Origin of the sequence: Streptomyces sp. G45 (assembly GCF_049542095.1) — a bacterium.
Lineage (GTDB): Bacteria > Actinomycetota > Actinomycetes > Streptomycetales > Streptomycetaceae > Streptomyces.
On the sequence record NZ_JBMUZU010000001.1, the window covers coordinates 4,726,432 to 4,743,148 of the forward strand.

The following is a 16,717-nucleotide window of genomic DNA, read 5'->3' on the forward strand; positions in this document are numbered from 1 at the left end:
CCCGAGGGGGCCAGAGCCGGGCGTACGGGGCTTCGGACGTCACGGAGGTGTCGCGGCGCGGCGGGCCCAGGGCCCGGTGCGCGAGCGGATGCGACGGCGCCACGCGGTGCTTCTCCGAAGGCCGGGAGGCCGTGCGGTACGGGGCGTGCGTACGCCGAGGTGCCGGGGAGTGCCGGGCACGTTCCCGTGGTGGGCACCCCGCTGGGTGCGTACGCGCGCGGTACGGCGTCGGGGAGCGGTCCGCGTCAGGCGGCGAGGGCGAGCGCGGCGGGCGGGCCGCGCCGGATCACCGTGTGCTGGAGCGTGGCGGCCTGGAGCTTCGGCGGCACCAGGGCGCACTCGGCACGCACCGGCCCGGTGGCGGGCGCGCCGGGGAGCCCGGCACGCAGGGCGCGCACCAGGGTCAGGGCCGCGCGCAGCGACCGTACGAGCGCCCCCTGGGCGACCTCGTGGGCGCCGTGCGCGGAGAGCCGCACCAGGCGGGCGAGCGCGAGGTCGCCGCGGCGCAGCAGCCAGCCACCGGCCAGCGCCGCGAGGAGGTGCGCGAGCAGCATGGGCAGCGACGGCAGCAGTCCGGGCGCCGCCATGGCGTCCATGCCGTTCAGGCCGTTCATGCCGCCCATGGCGGTGGCGTGCCCGGCGGCCTCGGTGCCCGCGTGGGCGTGGACCGCGTGGGCTCCGGCACCACCGCCGCCCGCGGTCTCGATGATCTGCCGGGCCTGGACGGGCGTGATGGTCGCCCCGCTCGCGCCGCACACGATCCGGGCGGCGCGCTCGACGAGCGACGCGGCGTCCGTGCCGCCCGCGGGGGCGGCCGCCATGGCCGTGCCGTGCTGGCCGAGCCCGAACAGGGCGTGCAGGCCGAGCTGTCCGGCCGCGAGCGCCCCGGCGATGCCCGGAAGGGACCGGGCGCGTCCGGCGAGCGGCACCGCGACGGCGAGCACGGCGAGGAAGCCGACGCCGAGCGTCCACAGCGGGACGGCGGCGCACGAGGCGAGCACATGGCCCCCCGCGGACAGCACGACGCAGACCGCGGCGAACGTCGCGGCCCGCAGCAGCCGGAGGTCGGCTCCGGCGCGCGCCTGGCGCTGGTGGGGGGCAGTCATGGCCGGGCCATCATCGCACTGGGCCGCCCTCACCGATACGGCAGGTCCACAAGCTCCCCGCCTACCGGAACCACCCGATCCGCCGCGCCGGGCGCCCCTTGTCGCGATTTGGTGCGTTGTTGTCGTTGTTGTCGTTGTTGTCGTTGTTGTCGTTGTCCTGCTACACCGGACATGCCCTGGGCCGCGTCCGCCGTATGGGCGGCATCACGTCAACTGGGGGCTTATGGCAGGGCACTCGCGGCAATACGTATCGGTATGTCGAGCCGCGGCCGGAAGGCTGGAGCAAGCCAGGAGGCGGGAGCATGAGCATCTGGTGGTCCCTCCAGCTTCGCCGCGAGGCCGCGAGCGTCCCGCTCGCCCGCCGCCTGCTCATCGGCACGATGGAGACCGCGGGCGTCGACCCCGAGGTGTCGTACGACCTGTCCCTCGCCCTCACCGAGGCCTGCGCGAACGCGGTGGAGCACGGCGGCTCCAGCCCCGGAGCGGCCCCCGGCGCCTATCGGGTCACGGCGTATCTGGACGGCGAGAAGTGCCGCATCGAGGTGTCGGACTCCGGGCCGGGCTTCCCGCCGGGGCGGGCCAGGACCGCGGCGCCCGGCCGCTCGCGCCGCGGCCGCCGCGCCCGGCGCCGCACCCCCGCGCCCGCCCCCGTCCCGGCCCCGCCGCCGGAGACCGCGGAGAGCGGGCGCGGCCTGTGTCTGATCCACGAGCTGGCGGACCACGTGCACTTCCGCAACAGGCCGGGCAGGGGCGGCGCGGTGATCAGCTTCGACAAGATCCTCAAGTGGCGCGAGGACGCGCCGCTGATGGTGTCGTAACACCCTGCCACCGGACCCACCCCGCCACCGGTCCCGCCCGCCACCGGACCCGCCCCACCCCGCCACCGCCCTCACCCCGCCACCGGCCCTGCCCCGCCGCCGGGGCCGCCCCGCCACTGGCCCTGCCCCACTCCGCCACGGGACCCGCCCCCGCCCGCGCCCCCGCGGCAGCGCGGCAGCGCGGCAGCGCGCCCCCGCGTCAGCCGCGCACCGCCGCCACGTACACGTCGAGCGCCGACCTCGGCTCCCGCCCCAGCAGCGCCCGGAGCCGGTTGTCCGCCACGGACGTGCCGTCGAGGAAGCCGCCCGCGATCGCCGCGTACGTGCTGAGCAGCATCGGCACCTGGAAGGGCAGCAGGTCACCGGCCGCGGTGAGGGCCTCGCGGGTCGCGGCGAGCGCGCCGGGTTCGTACGAGCCGCCGACCGCGGCGGCCAGTTCGGCGCCGCCCAGGGCCTGTTCGCCGACGAGTTCGTAGGTGCGGCCCGCGTGCGCGGCGGGGTCGGTGGCGACGCGCACGGCGACGTCCGCCAGGTCCTCGCGGGCGACCGCGGCGAGCCGTCCCCCGCCGAGCGGCGCGGCGATGGTCCCGTCCGGGCCCGGCGCGGCGATCGCGGCGAGGAACTCGGCGTACAGGCCGTTGCGCAGCACGGTCCAGTTCAGCGAGGAGCGGGCGAGCCTGCGCTCGGTCCAGCGGTGGGCGAGGGCGTAGGCGAGGTGGTCGCCGTCGCCGCTGAGGCTGGTGTAGACGAGGTGGCCGACGCCCGCCTTCTCGGCGGCGGTGATCACGTTCTCGTGCCGGGCGGTCACCACGTCGTCCTCGGCGGCGCCCGCGGAGATCACGAGCAGCGTGTCGACGCCGGTGAAGTCCAGGGACGCCGGGTCGTCGAAGTCGATCCGGCGCTGTCCGGGCCCCGGCCCGCGGGTGCCGACGACGACGTCGTCGCGGTCCGCCAGCTTCGCGGCGATGAGCGTGCCGAGCGCGCCGGTGGCTCCGGTGATCATGAGCATGGGAACGATCCCCCCGTGGTGAGCGGTTGCCGTGAACGACGGGCGGGGCCGCTGGGGCGCCGCCCGGTACGGAACCATCGTGATCAACGGCGGGTGATCGCGTAAGGAGGCACTTCGATGTCAGCGGGGCACATGGCGGTAACCACCCCTGAGCCGGTGCGGGAGCCGGTGGTCAGGTGCGAGACGCCGCAGGACGAGTGCGGGGTCAGGGACGTCCTGGACCGGCTCGGCGACAAGTGGTCGGTGTACGTGGTGGTCGAACTCGCGGGCGGCGTCCTGCGGTTCAAGGAGCTCCAGCGCCGCGTCCACGGCGGCATCTCGCAGCGGATGCTCACCCTGACCGTGCGCCGCCTGGAGCGCGACGGCCTGGTGAAGCGGACGGTGTACCCGACGATCCCGCCGCAGGTCGAGTACGAGCTGACGGAGCTGGGCCACAGCCTCACGCACCTCATCAAGTCCCTCGCCGACTGGTCGATCGAGCACCGCCCGGCGATCGCGGCGGCGCGGGCGGCGTACGACACGGCGGCCGCCGGGACGCGCGAGGGCGCCGACGGCTCCCGGTGACGGCGAGCGCTTTGCCGATCCGGCAACAACGATTGCCGCTCGATGGGGTGCGGGCGCAGCCTGGGGTCACGTCAGAGGTGCGCGACACACCGTCAGGAGGCCCTGTCATGACCCCTAGTGCGGCCACGGAAGCCAAGGCGCCGCTCAACAACCGCGTCCACCACGTCCGTTCCGACCAGCTCGACGGCTACGCGGCCCTCAGCGGCGGCACCGTCGGCTCCCGGCGGCTGTGGATGGGCCGGGTGGAGAACCCGCCGCTGAGCATGACGGACAACCACCACCACGGCGACTCCGAGGCGGGGATCTTCGTGGTCAGCGGGCACCCCGTGTTCGTCTACCACGACGGCGAGAAGGAGGTACGGGTCTCCGGGGCGCCCGGCGACTTCTTCCTCGTACCGCCGTTCGTCCCGCACCGCGAGGAGAACCCCTCCGAGGACGAGCCCGTGGTCGTCGTGATCGCCCGCACCACGCAGGAGCCGATCAAGGTGTCGGTGCCCGAGCTGTACCAGCTCCAGGAGGTGCCCAGGGCCTGAGGGCTCAGGCGTCCGCGGCGGGCGGCAGCGCCCGGCACAGGGCGTCGACGGCCGCCGCGTACGCGTGCTCGGCGGGCGTCGCGTAGCCGACCACGAGCCCGTCGGGCGCCGTCATCGGTGCCCGCGGGTGCCGGTAGTCGCCGAGGCCCTCCAGGCCGACGCCGTGCCACGCGGCGGCCTTCACGGCGGACGCCTCGGTTCCGGGCGGGAGCCGGAGCACGGCGTGCAGGCCCGCCGCGATGCCGGTGACGGTGATGTGCGGGGCGCGCTCGGCGAGCGCGGCGACGAGCTGGTCGCGGCGGCGCCGGTAGCGCTGCCGCATGCGGCGCACATGGCGGTCGTACTGACCCGACTCGATGAACTCGGCGAGCGTGAGCTGGTCGAGGACGCTCGCCCAGGCCTCCCGCTCGCCCTTGGCGGCGACGACCGCGTCCACGAGGTGCTCGGGCAGCGCCAGCCAGCCGAGCCGCACGGCGGGGACAGGCTCTTGCTCACCGAGCCCAGGTGGACGACGCGTTCGGGGTCCAGGCCCTGCACCGCGCCGACGGGCTCCCGGTCGTAGCGGAACTCGCCGTCGTAGTCGTCCTCCAGGATCAGCCCGTCGTGCGTACGGGCCCAGTCGACGGCGGCGGCCCGGCGCGCGGGGTGCAGGGGGCCGCCGGTCGGGAACTGGTGCGCGGGCGTGAGCAGCACCGCGCGCGCCTGCTCGCGCGCGGTCGCCAACTCCTCCACGCGGGCGCCGTGTTCGTCGAGGCCCAGCGGCACGGTCCGCACGCCCGCGGCCTCCAGGAGCGAGCGGTGGAAGGGCAGCCCGTACGCCTCCACGGCGAGGGGGCCGTGCAGGACGCCGGTGCCGGTGGCGGTGCCGAACAGCAGCCGCAGCGCGTGCGCGAACCCCGAGCAGACCACGATCCGCTCCGGGTCGGTGCGCACCCCGCGGGCCCGCGCCAGGTAGTCGGCGAGCGCGCGGCGCAGCTCGGCCCGGCCGCGCGGGTCGCCGGGCCCGAAGGCCTCGTTGGGCGCGGCGGTCAGGGCGCGCCGGGCGGCGGCGAGCCAGGCGGTGCGGGGAAGGAGCCCGCGTCGGGCTGGCCCTGCACGAGGGGGTGCGGCGGGGGCGCGTGCCGCTGGCTGGGCGCCCGCTTGGGGACGCGCACGCGCGGGGGCGGGGCGGCGCGCTCGGCGACCCGGGTGCCGGAGCCCTGGCGGGCGGTGAGCCAGCCCTCGGCGACCAGTTCGGCGTAGGCGTCGGCGACGGTGTTGCGGGCCACGCCGAGGTCGGCGGCGAGCGAGCGGTAGGGCGGCAGGCGGGTGCCGGGGGCGAGGCGCCCGGAGCGGACGGCGTCGCGCAGGGCGCGGATGACGGCGGCGCGGCGGCTGCCGGTGGGGGACAGGTCCAGGTGGAGGTCGGCACCGGTGCTGGTGCCCGGGGCCGTGCTGGTGGCGGTGCCCGTGCCCGAGGCCGGGCTGGTGTCGGTGCCCGGGGTGGTGGGGGTGTCGGCGCCCGCGCCCGGGGCGGCGCCGTCCGCAGGAGTGACCCGTGAAGCCGAATTGATCCGTGAAGCAGAAGTGATCCGTGAAGCAGAAGTGATCCGTGACGCCGAATTGACCCGTGAATCCGCCATGGAAATGCACCCTACCCAAGGTCTTTCCGCTGCCTAGATTCATGGTCATGACGAACGACACCACGGTCGCCGAGACCGCCGCCGCCACCCGCCAGCCGCTCCCCCGCCTGAACTTCGCGAAGACCGCGCCGAAGGTCTTCAAGGCCGTCATCGGCCTGGACGCCGCCGCCCGCGACGGCCTCGACCCGGCCCTGGTCGAGCTGATCCAGATCCGTGCCTCGCACCTCAACGGCTGCGCGTACTGCCTGCACATGCACACCAACGACGCGCGCAAGGCGGGCGAGAGCGAGGACCGCCTCCACATGGTGGCCGTCTGGCGCGAGGCCCGGAACTTCTTCTCGCCCAAGGAGCAGGCGGCGCTCGCCCTGACGGACGCCGTGACCCGCCTCTGTGACGCGGGCGTCCCCGACGCCGTGTACGCCGAGGCCGCCGCGCACTTCGAGGACGCCGAGCTGGCGCAGGTGCTGTCCCTGATCCTCGCGATCAACACGTGGAACCGGATCGCCCTGGCGACGGCCAAGGTCGCGGGGACGGACGAGCGCCAGGGCTGAGCGCGCCCCGCACGGCCGTCCATCGGCCCGCGGCCTCGTCCTCAGCCGCCGGACGGGCCGGACACCGCCCGTCCGACGGCCCCGGCGGTCCCGGCGGTCCCGGCAGTTCCGGTAGTCCCGGCGGACCTCTGAGCCCAGCGCGCCGCGGGCCCCATCGCGTACGAGGCCGCCAGGATCATCCCGCCGAGCACCAGCCACCCCGGAGTGCCCCACTCCACCAGGAGCGCGGTCAGGACCAGCGGGCCGAGGGTGCGGGCCACGGTGACGCCGGTGCCGAAGAGGCCCTGGTACTCGCCGATCCGCCCGGCCGGGGCCAGGTCGAAGCCGAGCTGCCAGGACCCGGCGGACTGGAGCATCTCGGCGGCGAGCAGCACCACGGACCCGGCGACCAGGATCCCGCCCGCCGCCCACGCCCCGGCGTCGAGCGCCGACAGTGCGAACACCGCGCAGCTCACCAGCATCAGCACCCCCGACCGGCGCACGGCCCGTACCGCCGTCGGAATCCCGGACACCGATCGGGCGGTGCGCACCTGGAAGGCCATCACGCCGAGGGTGTTGAGCACGAACAGCGCCGACACCAGCCAGGCGGGCGCCTGTGTGCGCTCGGTCAGCCACAGCGGAACGCCCAGGCTGAGCAGCGGCATCCGCAGCAGCAGCACGGTGTTGAGCAGCGCGACCGCCACGTACGGGCGGTCCCGGAGCACGGCGAGCCGCTCGCCCCCGCCCGCCGCCACCGGCGCGACGGCCGGAAGCCGCCACAGCACCGCCGCGCACACCGCGAAGGCCGCCGCGTCCAGGGCGAACACCGACAGGTACGCGGTCCGGGTGCCCTGGTGCAGGGCGACACCGCCGAGCACGGCACCCACCGCGAGCCCGGCGTTGAGCGTCGACTGGAGGTGTGCGAGCGCCCCGGTGCGCTCCGCCGCGCCGACCAGGCCCGCGAGCAGCGCCTGCCGCGCGGCGGCGAGCCCCGACTGGGCCGTGGCGTACACGAGCGCGGCGGCGACGAACGGCACGAAGCCGCGGACGACCAGAAAGGACGCCACCGCCGCGCCGGTCGCGAGCGCCAGCAGCACGGCCGTCCCGCGCGGCCCGCGGCGGTCCGCGAACCGCCCCAGCGGCACGCCCACCACCGAGCCCACCGCCCAGGCCGCGGTCAGCCCGAGCCCGATCTTCGCGGGGGCGAGCCCGACGACGTGCGTGAAGTACAGGGCGGACGTCACGTAGTACGCGCCGTCGCCGACGGAGTTGCTGAGCTGGGCGAGGGCGAGGAGGCGCAGGGGGCCGCGGCCGGGAAGGAGACGGGAAGTCGTCATGCCCGGAACACTAGGAACGGGGTGGCGCACCCAAGTGGTCCATTTCCCGACCCGGTTCCTGGGCCACTTCGCCCGCGTACAGGGACAACGCGGGGACAGCGAGGGGACAGCGCGAACGCGGAGGGGCGAACGCGAAAACGCCGGACGGGCTGGAGGTATCCAGCCCGTCCGGCGTTCGAGGACGAGCGCGCAGCGCGGTCAGACGGCGCCCGCACCCACCGGCGGTCAGCCCTTGAGCTCGGCCATCCACCGCTCGACGTCGGCCGAGCGCCGCGGCAGCGCCGCGGACAGGTTCCGGTTGCCGTCCTCCGTCACGAGGATGTCGTCCTCGATCCGCACGCCGATGCCCCGGTACTCCTCCGGCACCGTCAGGTCGTCCGCCTGGAAGTACAGGCCGGGCTCGACGGTCAGGCACATGCCCGGCTCCAGGGTGCCGTCCACATAGGTCTCGGTGCGGGCGACCGCGCAGTCGTGGACGTCCATGCCGAGCATGTGGCCGGTGCCGTGCAGGGTCCAGCGGCGCTGGAGGCCCAGTTCGAGGACGCGCTCGACGGGGCCCTCGACCAGGCCCCACTCGACGAGCCGCTCGGCGAGCACGCGCTGCGCGGCGTCGTGGAAGTCGCGGTACTTCGCGCCGGGCTTCACCGCCGCGATACCGGCCTCCTGGGCGTCGTACACGGCGTCGTAGATCTTGCGCTGCAACTCGTTGAAGCGGCCGTTGATGGGCAGCGTGCGCGTGACGTCCGCGGTGTAGTACGTGTGCGTCTCGACGCCCGCGTCCAGCAGGAGCAGGTCGCCGGAGCGCACGGCGCCGTCGTTGCGCACCCAGTGCAGGGTGGTGGCGTGCGGGCCCGCGGCGCAGATGGAGCCGTAGCCGACGTCGTTGCCCTCGACGCGGGCGCGCAGGAAGAACGTGCCCTCGATGTAGCGCTCGCTGGTCGCCTCGGCCTTGTCGAGGACCTTCACGACGTCCTCGAAGCCGCGCACCGTGGAGTCCACGGCCTTCTGCAGCTCGCCGATCTCGAACTCGTCCTTGACCAGGCGCAGCTCGGAGAGGAAGACCCGCAGCTCCTCGTCGCGCTCGGCGGTGACCTTGTCGGTCAGGGCCGCCTCGATCCCGGCGTCGTAGCCGCGCACCACGCGGACCGGGCCGGTGGCCTCGCGGAGCTTGCCGGTCAGCTCGCGCACGTCCGACGCGGGGATGCCGTACAGCTGCTCCGCCTCGGCGAGCGAGTTGCGGCGGCCCACCCACAGCTCGCCCTGGCCGTCGAGCCAGAACTCGCCGTTCTCGCGGTTGGAGCGCGGCAGCAGGTAGATCGTGGCCCGGTGGCCGTCGGCGACGGGCTCCAAAACGAGGACGCCGTCCTCGGTCTGGTTGCCGGTGAGGTAGGCGTACTCGACGGAGGAGCGGAACGCGTACTCCGTGTCGTTCGAGCGGGTCTTCAGGTTGCCCGCGGGGATCACCAGGCGCTCGCCCGGGAAGCGCGCGGACAGCGCGGCGCGGCGGGCGGCGGTGCGCTCGGCCTGCGGGACGGGCTCCAGGTCACGCAGCTCCGTGTCGGCCCAGCCGGACTTCATGTTCTCGGCCAGCTCGTCGGACACGCCCGGGTACAGGCCGTTCTTCCGCTGCTTGATCGGCTCTTCCTCGGTCTCTTCCGGGGTCCCCGGATTGAGAGCGTCCGACACGGCGTGCCTCCTCTGTACGACAACGGACCCTCCTCATCGTACGGCCGTCAGGAAGGGGTTCCAGAGGCGGAAGGCCCCTTACACAGCGCAGCCGGAGGATCACGCGGGAGCATGACCGGGCGCGGAGCGGGAGCACGACCGGGCGCGGGGTGGGGATGCGACCGGGCGGCGGGTGGAAGCGCGCCCGGCTCACGCGAACCGGGCGGCGAGCAGCACCACGTCCTCCTCGCTGTCCGCGGTGTCGAGCCCGTCCGGCAGGACGGTGCGCAGCACGTGGTCGGCGAGGGCGCCCGGGTCCTCGCGCGCGCCCCTGGGCGCGCTCGCGGCCGCCGCGTGCAGCCGGGCGAAGGCCCGGTCCATGGCGTCGCCGGTGCGGTGAAGGAGCCCGTCGGTGTAGAGAAGCAGCGTTTCTCCTGGCTCCGGGCGGATCTCCACGCTCGGCGCCTCCCAGCAGGCGAGCATGCCGAGCGGCGCCGACAGGGACGTCTCCACGAACTCCGTGCGCCGCTCGCCGACCAGCAGCGGCGGGCTGTGCCCGGCACCGGCCAGGACGACCTTGCGCAGGGCGGGTTCGCAGTACGCGAACAGGGCGGTCGCCGAGCGCGCGGGCTCGGTGAGCCGCAGCAGCAGCTCCAGGTCGGACAGGACGGCGACGGGGTCCTCGCCCTCCATCACCGCGTACGCCCGCAGGGAGGCCCGCAGCCGCCCCATCGCGGCGACCGCGCTCGGCCCCGAGCCGGTGACGGAGCCCACGGCGAGGCCGAGCGCCGCGTCGGGCAGCGGCAGCGCGTCGTACCAGTCGCCGCCGCCGCGCGCGGCGGTGCGGTGCCGGGCGGCGAGCTGCACGCCCGCGACCCGCGGCAGCCGCGCGGGCAGCAGCTCCTCGCGGAGCGTCGCCACCGTCGTGCGGGCGCGGGCCAGCTCGACCAGGCGGGCCAGGTGCTCGGCGGCGTGCTGGACGTACAGGCCGAGCAGGTGCCGCTGCCGGTCGGTGGGCGCGGCGGGCTCGTCGTACAGCCAGACCGCCGCGCCGATGCCGCCCGCCGCGCGGGTGGCCAGCGGCAGCGCGTAGCTCGCGGCGTACCCGAGGTGGACGGCGACCTCGCGGTGGCGCGGGTCGAGAGCCTCGTCGGCGAGCAGGTCCGGCTGCACGATCTCGGTGAGCGGCGGCGGGGGCCCGGCGACGGGGTCGGTGCCGTCGGCGCTCGGGCTGTCGGCGTCCGGGGCGGGGGAGGCGCGCCCGCGGTGGCGTGCGCCTCCAGCAGGCGCCCGAGCGCGGTGGCGGCGCGCGGCACCGTCTCGATGTGCCCGAGGTCCGCGCGGGCGAGGCCCAGGCCGACGGTGGTGTCGGGGCCGAGCCCGTCGGCGGGTTCGGCGACGGCAAGGCCGCGGCGCGCGCCCCCGAGGGCGGCTCCGGCGCGCAGCAGCTCGGTCAACGCGCCGTCGAGCGTGGTCGTGCGGGACAGCCGCTCGGTGAGTTCGTGCAGCGTGGTGAGGTCGGAGACCCAGCCCGCGAGGCGGTCCTGGATCAGCGCGGCCGGGGCGCCCTGAAGGAAAGGCGCTGGTGGGGCAGTGTGCGCGGGTGCGGGAACAGTGGAATCGATTCCGGCCACTTTCGGCAGGTGAGGGGCGCTCATGGCTGACGGCTTTCCGGCCAGCGCGTATTGCTCAATAGCATCGCAAACCCCCTGTCATGCTGCGCCGCTAGCAATGTCTCCACATCTACACGCACTGGAGAGGGGATGTCCAGCATTGTCCTGCGGGGATTCCTGGTGTCCAGGGGGCGGAGGGTGAATTCCGGGTTCACCAAGTGATCTTGAGAAGTTGGCCGAAAACTGTTGCGGGGAACGGCATATTGCGGTCGACTGACATTGTTCGAAGGAGCGTCACAGCGGTCGTGCGGGGTACGTACTCGGTGATGGCCAGGGGCAGTTGCACCACGCCCGGAACCTGCCGCCGGACCCGGGCGTCTTAACCCACGACGGCCGCACCCCATCCTCCCGTGGCACCGGGGGCAAGAAATACGCGGGACGGCAAACGCCATGCGCCGCCACCCCACGCCACGTCAAGGCTCGGCCCATAGGGGATCCCCATGCCGCAGGCTGGGGTGTGACGCGCCAGCACGTACGCAGCTAGTACGCACTTTTGTACGCACCTTGCACACAGCTTGTCCGCACCGCGCATGCACCGCGCATGCACCCTGTACGCGCACCTCGTACGCACAGCGATAGAGATCCACTCATGGTGTGATGTGGCCCGAAGTGTCCCTCTGCGTGTAACGGAAAGGAACGAGCGCACATGCGCGAGATCCTCGGAAGGCGACGCAGGCTCCTGTCCTGGCGGCCCGGTAGGAAGTCTGACCAGAGTCCCCCTCTGATCGGCGCGGCCCTGACCTTCGCTACGGAATGGCGCTGGCCCGTGGTGCCCGGTGTCGGCACCGAGGGCTCCGGCAGGAACGGCTACGGCGGGCTCGGCACCCTCGATGCCCTCGACGGCCTCGACGCCCTCGGCGGCGGGCCGGGCGACACATCCGACGGCACCCTCGACGGCGCTCCCGGCAGCGGGGGTCCGCGTGGCGGTGGGGGCTCGCGCGGCGGCCGGGGTGCACGCGGTGACCGGCGAGCGGCGCGCGGCAAGGACGCCGGGAAGAGCGGCAAGCGGCAGGGCGGTGCGGGGCGCCCGCGCGGCGGCCCCGCGCGCTGCGCCTGCCCCGACCCCGACTGCGCGGCCCCGGGCGCCCACCCGCTCGACCCCGGCCTGCTCGCCGCGACCACCGACGAGCGCATGGTCCGCTGGTGGTGGACCAACCGGCCCGGCGCACCGGTGCTCCTCGCCACCGGCACGCGCGCCCCGTGCGCCGTGAGCCTGCCCGCGGTCGCGGGCGCGCGGGCGCTGGTCGCGCTCGACGAGGCGGGCATCCGCCTCGGCCCGGTCGTCGCGACCCCGGACCGCCTCTTCGTGCTCGTCGCGCCGTACTCCATGGAGCAGTTGGGCGAGCTGCTGTACGCGAAGGACCGCGTCCCCGGCTCGCTGCGCTTCCACGGGGACGGCGGGTACATCCCGCTGCCCCCCTCCGAGACCGGCCCCGGACCGGCCCGCTGGGAGCGCGCGCCGCTGCCCGGCTCGGCCGCCCCCTGGGTGCCGGACGTCGAGGCGGTGGTGGACGCGGTGGTGGACGCGCTCACTCGTACGGGTGTGAGCGCGCCCGAGTTCTGAGCGAGTTGGGCGCGCGGCGAACGAGCCGGGCGCCCAAGGTCGTTATCTTCGGGCCATGCACCCGCGCCCGGCCCTGAACCCCCGCCTGCTCGCGCTCCTGGGCGTCGTGGCCGTGGCGGCCCTCGTGCCGCTCGCCGGGGCCGCCGCGGGGCCCGTCCTGGGGGACGCGGAGCGGGCGGCGGACCCGCGCGCCGCCGCGCGGGGCACGGCCGGGTCCACGGGGACCGCCGGGGCCACGGGCGCCGCCGGGACGACCGACGACCGGAACTCCGGCGGCTCCGAAGGGACCGCTGCTGAAGGCACCGCCTCCGAAGGGGCGGCCTCTGGGGAGGCGGTCTCCGGAGGGGGAGTCTCTGAAGAGGGTGCCTCTGAGGGGGGCGTCTCCGAAGGGAGCGTCTCCGAAGGGGCGGCCGATGGTCGTGCGGGCTCCCGGTCCGGCGCCCACCACCCGTCCCGGCCGCAGGACACCACCGCCCACTGCGGACCCGAGCTGTCCTCACCCGAGGGAGTCGAGGCCCAGACCTGCGTCCTCACCCAGGGGAAGCTCACCTGGGCCCGCACCTACTACCGCAACGCGACCGGCGAGGCCCTTGACGCCGTCCTCAGCGCCATGGGCCCCAAGGGGCGCACCGTACAGATGCACTGCGCGGTGGGCGCCGACGACGAGCCGGGGGCGTGCGACACCCCGAGGGAGCGCACGGCGGGGCCGGTGGCGCACTACACGGCGGTCGCGGAGTTCGCGCGGGGAAGCGGGGGCGCCCTGCTGCTGCGGTCCGGCAGCAACTCGTCCGCCGCACGGGGCAGTTGACCCGGGAGCAATCCCGCGGGCATGGAAACGCCCGGTTGCTGGCGACGGGGGATGCACCAGCAACCGGGCTACCTGAACGGTAACAAGAGATCGGCGCATGGCAAATTCGATCTCAGTTATCCAGACAGGGATTTACCTCTGTCCACGGGGAGTTGTGACAGGAGTCACGCCTCCGGAACCGACTGACTGGTGGGTCAGTGAGGGCGAGGTGGGGCGGCCGTGCGGCGTCCCACCCGCCACCCGGCGCGGTCCGGCGGTTAAGAATGTGTGACAACGCGGCGGCCGAAGGCCGCTCGCCGGTACGCGTCACCGCCGCCCGTTCGGAATCCGGCACGTAACGCCGCCGGAACGTCAGCCGAATGTCATCCGTCGGTTCGAAACGCGGTGCGCGGGACCCCTTGTGGAGCGGGCTACGGGCGCGCGGCGAAGCGCTGTCCCGAGGGAGCGCGCACGGGGGCGCGCGCCGGGGCGTGCACGGCGCGTACCGTGCCGTCTCCGCCGCCCGCCCCGGCCCCCTTGTCCTCGTACCGCTAGCTGAGGGTGACCTGGCGGTTGGTGAGGCCGCCGCGGGCGCGCCGCTCCTCCGGAGAGAGCGGCTCCGTGGCCGTGAGGGCCGTCGCAAGGCGCTCGGCGAACTCGGCGGCGGGCTTCTCGACGTCCTGCGCGCCCATGCCGCTCGGCAGGTCCCACACCGGCACGGTCAGGCCGTGCGCGCGGAAGGAGCCGACCAGGCGCGTGCCCTCGCCGAGGCTCGACGCACCGGCGGCGTGCAGCCGGGCGAGCGCGTCGAGGAGCTGTTCCTCGCCGTGCGGCATGACCCAGCGCAGGTGGTTCTTCTCCGGGGTCTCGCACCAGTACGCGGAGTCCACCCCGGCGAGCTTCACGGTGGGGATGGCGGCGGCGTTCGCTCGCTCCAGGGAGGCGGTCACCTCCGGAGTGGCGTTCTCCGCGTCCGGCACCCAGAACTCGAAGCCCTCGTGCACCACCGGCTCGAAGGGCGCCGTGGCGTCGAGGAGGTCCTGGAGGCGGGGGCCGTCGGCGGGCGCGCGGCGGCCCGGCACCGGCTGGCCCGGCTCCGTGGTGAGCGCCCGCTGGAGGGTGTCGGCGAGGTCGCGGCTGATGTCTCCGGAGGAGGTGTCGTTCTGGAGGCCGAGCAGGACGGAGCCGTCGTCGCGGCGCAGCGCGGGCCAGGCCATGGGCAGCACGGTCGCGAGGGTCACGGAGGGCACGCCGTCGGGCAGGCCGCCCTGGAGGGTCAGCTCGGCCGTCGCGGCCGGGACCAGCTCGCGCAGGGCCACCCAGTCGCACTCGCCGGGCAGGCCCTCGAAGGGGCGCTGCACCAGCTCGGTCACCGCGTGCGCGGCGGCGCGGCCGTGGCAGGCCTTGTAGCGGCGGCCCGAACCGCAGGGGCAGGGTTCCCGGGCGCCGACCACCGGGACCTCGTGGTCCTTGAGCTGGGACTGCTTGCCCTTGGTGCCCTTGGTCTGCGGGCGCTTCTTGGCCATCTGGGTGTCTCCCGGTTACGGCTCGCTTGCGTACGGGCGCGAGCCTAGCCGTTCACCGGGCGCGGGCCCGGTGCGGTCGCTCGCCGGGGGCGCGGGGTGCCGGTGGCGCCGGTGGCCCGGGGGTGCCGGTGGCGCTGGAGAGGCCGTCCCTCCGAGGGGCGTCAGTCGACGTCGTCGAACGGGTCGGAGAGGCCCAGGTCGGATATCGCGGAGGCCGAGGGTGCGGCGACGCGCGTAGCGAAGTCCTCGCGGCGGTGCCCGGCGTGGACGAGGGCCCACACGGTGACCTCGCCGCGGTCGTCGTCCCGCACTCCCCAGGACTCGGCGAGGGCGGTGATGATGTTGAGGCCGCGGCCGCCGTGCGCCGTGACCGAGGGGGTGGCCGGGACCGGGCGGGTCGGGCCGCCGCCGTCGGTCACCTCCACGGTGAGCCGTCCGGCCTTGTCGACGCGCCACGCGGCCCGCACGTCGCCGTCCACGCTGCCGTCGCCGCCCTTCAGGCCGCTGCCCAGGGGCCTGCCGTGTCGGCAGGCGTTGCTGAGCAGTTCGGAAAGGATCAGTACGGCGTCGTCGATGACGGACTCCGCCACCCCGCTGACGCGGAGCTGATCGCGCATCCGGTGCCTGGCTTCCCCCACGCCCGCAGGACCATGGGGTACGGCCATGCTCGACGACGCGGGCACCTCCCGTGCCACCACAAACGCCACCCCCGAGACCTCCTTTGCCCCACGCCACGGTGTGGATGCCCCAATGGACTGGACCGGAAACCGGCCACTCACGGGATGGTGACGCATTCGACACGATCGAATACGGACCGAACGCGCCGGTGCACTCCCTGTAACGGGAGTCAGTCGCGGCCCAGTTGGGACAGGACCTGCTTCGGGCGGTTGGTGATGATGGCGTCCACGCCGAGCCGGGCGCACAGGGCGACGTCTTCGGGCTCGTTCACGGTCCACACGTGCACCTGGTGCCCGGCGCGCCTGAGCTTGCCGACGTACCCCGGATGACTCCGTACGATTCGCATGCTCGGCCCGGCGATCCGCACCCCGCGCGGGAGGCGGCCGTCGCGGTGGCGCGGCGAGACGAACTGCATCAGGTAGACCGTCGGCAGGGTCGGCGACGCCGCCCGCACCCGGTGCAGCGACCGGGCCGAGAAGCTCATCACCCGCACCGGGGACGGGCCGTCGGCGGGCGGCGCGTCCAGGCCGAAGCGCTTGAGCAGGAGCAGCAGCCGCTCCTCCACCTGGCCCGCCCAGCGGGTGGGGTGCTTGGTCTCGATGGCGAGCTGGATCCGCCGCCCGGAGGCGTTGTTGTCGGCCACCAGCTCAAGGAGCCGCTCCAGGGTGAGGACCGAGGTGGCCGCCGGTCCCGGGCCCTCCTCCCAGTCGGGCCCCTCTCCGTAGAGGCCGTCGTCGCCGTTCTTCCAGGAGCCGAAGTCGAGGGCGGCGAGGTCGGCGAGCTCCAGGGCGGAGACGGCGCCCCGGCCGTTCGAGGTGCGGTTGACGCGGCGGTCGTGGACGCAGACGAGATGGCCGTCCGCGGTGAGCCGCACATCGCATTCGAGGGCGTCGGCGCCGTCCGCGACCGCCTTCTCGTACGCGGCGAGCGTGTGCTCCGGAGCGTCCTCGGAGGCCCCTCGGTGGGCGACGACCTGGATGGGGTGCTGTCGTGCGTGGGTCACCGCGTCATGGTGTCACCGTCCGGCGCTCCGGACGCGCCGGGCGGTGTCGGTCGGGGCCTCGGCGGGGGCCTCGGCGGGGACATCGGTTGGAGCCTCGGCGGGGGCTTCGGCGGGGGCTTCGAGGCGCCGGGGCGCCCCTCAGGGTCCCCGGCAGGACCGTGCCGGGGACCCGGCACGGTCCGGGGATTCTTCGCGGCTCCGTGGGGACCCGGCTTTCTCAGACTCCTCTCACCTGCCTCTCAGCCGGTTCTGTGACTTGTCTGTGAGGCTCAGGGAGAGCCATCCGAATCGGGTGGTTTCGC

At 74.7% G+C, this 16,717-nt stretch carries 14 protein-coding genes and 3 pseudogenes; 7 read left to right on the forward strand and 10 right to left on the reverse strand.

What is annotated here, in order from left to right:
* Positions 1-245: 245 nt before the first annotated feature.
* Complete coding sequence (locus ACOBQU_RS19680) at positions 246-1,106, reverse strand: hypothetical protein (protein WP_423628649.1); 861 nt, start codon at positions 1,104-1,106, stop codon at positions 246-248.
* A gap of 302 nt (positions 1,107-1,408) precedes the next feature.
* On the opposite strand from ACOBQU_RS19680, the gene ACOBQU_RS19685 reads away from it, so the two are divergent.
* Complete coding sequence (locus tag ACOBQU_RS19685) at positions 1,409-1,924, forward strand: ATP-binding protein (protein ID WP_423628650.1); 516 nt, start codon at positions 1,409-1,411, stop codon at positions 1,922-1,924.
* Between the two features lie 199 nt (positions 1,925-2,123).
* Here the strand turns inward: ACOBQU_RS19685 and ACOBQU_RS19690 are convergent, their stop codons facing one another.
* The gene (locus ACOBQU_RS19690; protein WP_423628651.1) at positions 2,124-2,933 is read right to left on the reverse strand and encodes an NAD(P)H-binding protein; all 810 of its coding nucleotides are present in this window, start codon (positions 2,931-2,933) and stop codon (positions 2,124-2,126) included.
* Positions 2,934-3,050: 117 nt separating this feature from the next.
* On the opposite strand from ACOBQU_RS19690, the gene ACOBQU_RS19695 reads away from it, so the two are divergent.
* Positions 3,051-3,497 (forward strand): winged helix-turn-helix transcriptional regulator, encoded by a 447-nt coding sequence (locus ACOBQU_RS19695; protein ID WP_423628652.1) that lies wholly within the window; start codon positions 3,051-3,053, stop codon positions 3,495-3,497.
* 107 nt (positions 3,498-3,604) lie between these two features.
* A complete protein-coding gene (locus ACOBQU_RS19700; RefSeq protein ID WP_423628653.1) occupies positions 3,605-4,030 on the forward strand; it encodes a cupin domain-containing protein in 426 nt (141 codons plus the stop codon).
* Positions 4,031-4,034: 4 nt separating this feature from the next.
* Here ACOBQU_RS19700 and ACOBQU_RS19705 read toward each other — a convergent pair.
* Together ACOBQU_RS19705 and ACOBQU_RS19710 are read right to left on the reverse strand one after the other, a co-directional pair.
* Positions 4,035-5,062: pseudogene (locus tag ACOBQU_RS19705) on the reverse strand (PLP-dependent aminotransferase family protein).
* Positions 5,059-5,652: a GntR family transcriptional regulator gene (locus tag ACOBQU_RS19710; RefSeq protein WP_423628654.1), complete on the reverse strand. Its 594-nt coding sequence runs from the start codon at positions 5,650-5,652 to the stop codon at positions 5,059-5,061. Before ACOBQU_RS19710 ends, ACOBQU_RS19705 begins: the two are co-directional and overlap by 4 nt.
* Before the next feature lie 41 nt (positions 5,653-5,693).
* On the opposite strand from ACOBQU_RS19710, the gene ACOBQU_RS19715 reads away from it, so the two are divergent.
* Complete coding sequence (locus tag ACOBQU_RS19715; RefSeq protein ID WP_423628655.1) at positions 5,694-6,203, forward strand: carboxymuconolactone decarboxylase family protein; 510 nt, start codon at positions 5,694-5,696, stop codon at positions 6,201-6,203.
* Positions 6,204-6,244: 41 nt separating this feature from the next.
* Here the strand turns inward: ACOBQU_RS19715 and ACOBQU_RS19720 are convergent, their stop codons facing one another.
* The 3 genes and pseudogenes from ACOBQU_RS19720 to ACOBQU_RS19730 form a co-directional block, all read right to left on the reverse strand.
* Positions 6,245-7,519, reverse strand: a complete 1,275-nt coding sequence (locus ACOBQU_RS19720) for an MFS transporter (RefSeq protein ID WP_423628656.1) — start codon at positions 7,517-7,519, stop codon at positions 6,245-6,247.
* Between the two features lie 225 nt (positions 7,520-7,744).
* Entirely contained in the window at positions 7,745-9,205 is a 1,461-nt protein-coding gene (locus ACOBQU_RS19725; protein WP_423628657.1) for an aminopeptidase P family protein, read from the reverse strand.
* Positions 9,206-9,394: 189 nt separating this feature from the next.
* A pseudogene (locus tag ACOBQU_RS19730) lies at positions 9,395-10,818 on the reverse strand (PP2C family protein-serine/threonine phosphatase).
* A gap of 685 nt (positions 10,819-11,503) precedes the next feature.
* Between ACOBQU_RS19730 and ACOBQU_RS19735 the strand changes: the two are divergent.
* From ACOBQU_RS19735 to ACOBQU_RS19745, 3 genes and pseudogenes are all read left to right on the forward strand, one after another.
* Positions 11,504-11,647, forward strand: a pseudogene (locus tag ACOBQU_RS19735) (DNA primase); the annotation flags it as partial.
* Positions 11,624-12,421: a bifunctional DNA primase/polymerase gene (locus tag ACOBQU_RS19740; RefSeq protein ID WP_423634599.1), complete on the forward strand. Its 798-nt coding sequence runs from the start codon at positions 11,624-11,626 to the stop codon at positions 12,419-12,421. The pseudogene ACOBQU_RS19735 and the gene ACOBQU_RS19740, both read left to right, overlap by 24 nt.
* Positions 12,422-12,476: 55 nt before the next feature.
* On the forward strand, positions 12,477-13,229 hold the full coding sequence (locus ACOBQU_RS19745; RefSeq protein ID WP_423628658.1) for a hypothetical protein: 753 nt from the start codon (positions 12,477-12,479) through the stop codon (positions 13,227-13,229).
* A 530-nt stretch (positions 13,230-13,759) separates the two neighbouring features.
* Here the strand turns inward: ACOBQU_RS19745 and ACOBQU_RS19750 are convergent.
* From ACOBQU_RS19750 to ACOBQU_RS19760, 3 genes are all read right to left on the reverse strand, one after another.
* Positions 13,760-14,734, reverse strand: coding sequence for a DUF5926 family protein (locus ACOBQU_RS19750; protein WP_423628659.1), 975 nt, complete (start codon positions 14,732-14,734; stop codon positions 13,760-13,762).
* Between the two features lie 161 nt (positions 14,735-14,895).
* Positions 14,896-15,528 carry an ATP-binding protein gene (locus ACOBQU_RS19755; protein WP_423628660.1) on the reverse strand — a complete coding sequence of 211 codons (633 nt, stop codon included), beginning with the start codon at positions 15,526-15,528 and terminating at the stop codon, positions 14,896-14,898.
* A 53-nt stretch (positions 15,529-15,581) separates the two neighbouring features.
* Positions 15,582-16,415, reverse strand: coding sequence for a glycerophosphodiester phosphodiesterase (locus tag ACOBQU_RS19760; RefSeq protein ID WP_423628661.1), 834 nt, complete (start codon positions 16,413-16,415; stop codon positions 15,582-15,584).
* Positions 16,416-16,717 lie beyond the last annotated feature (302 nt).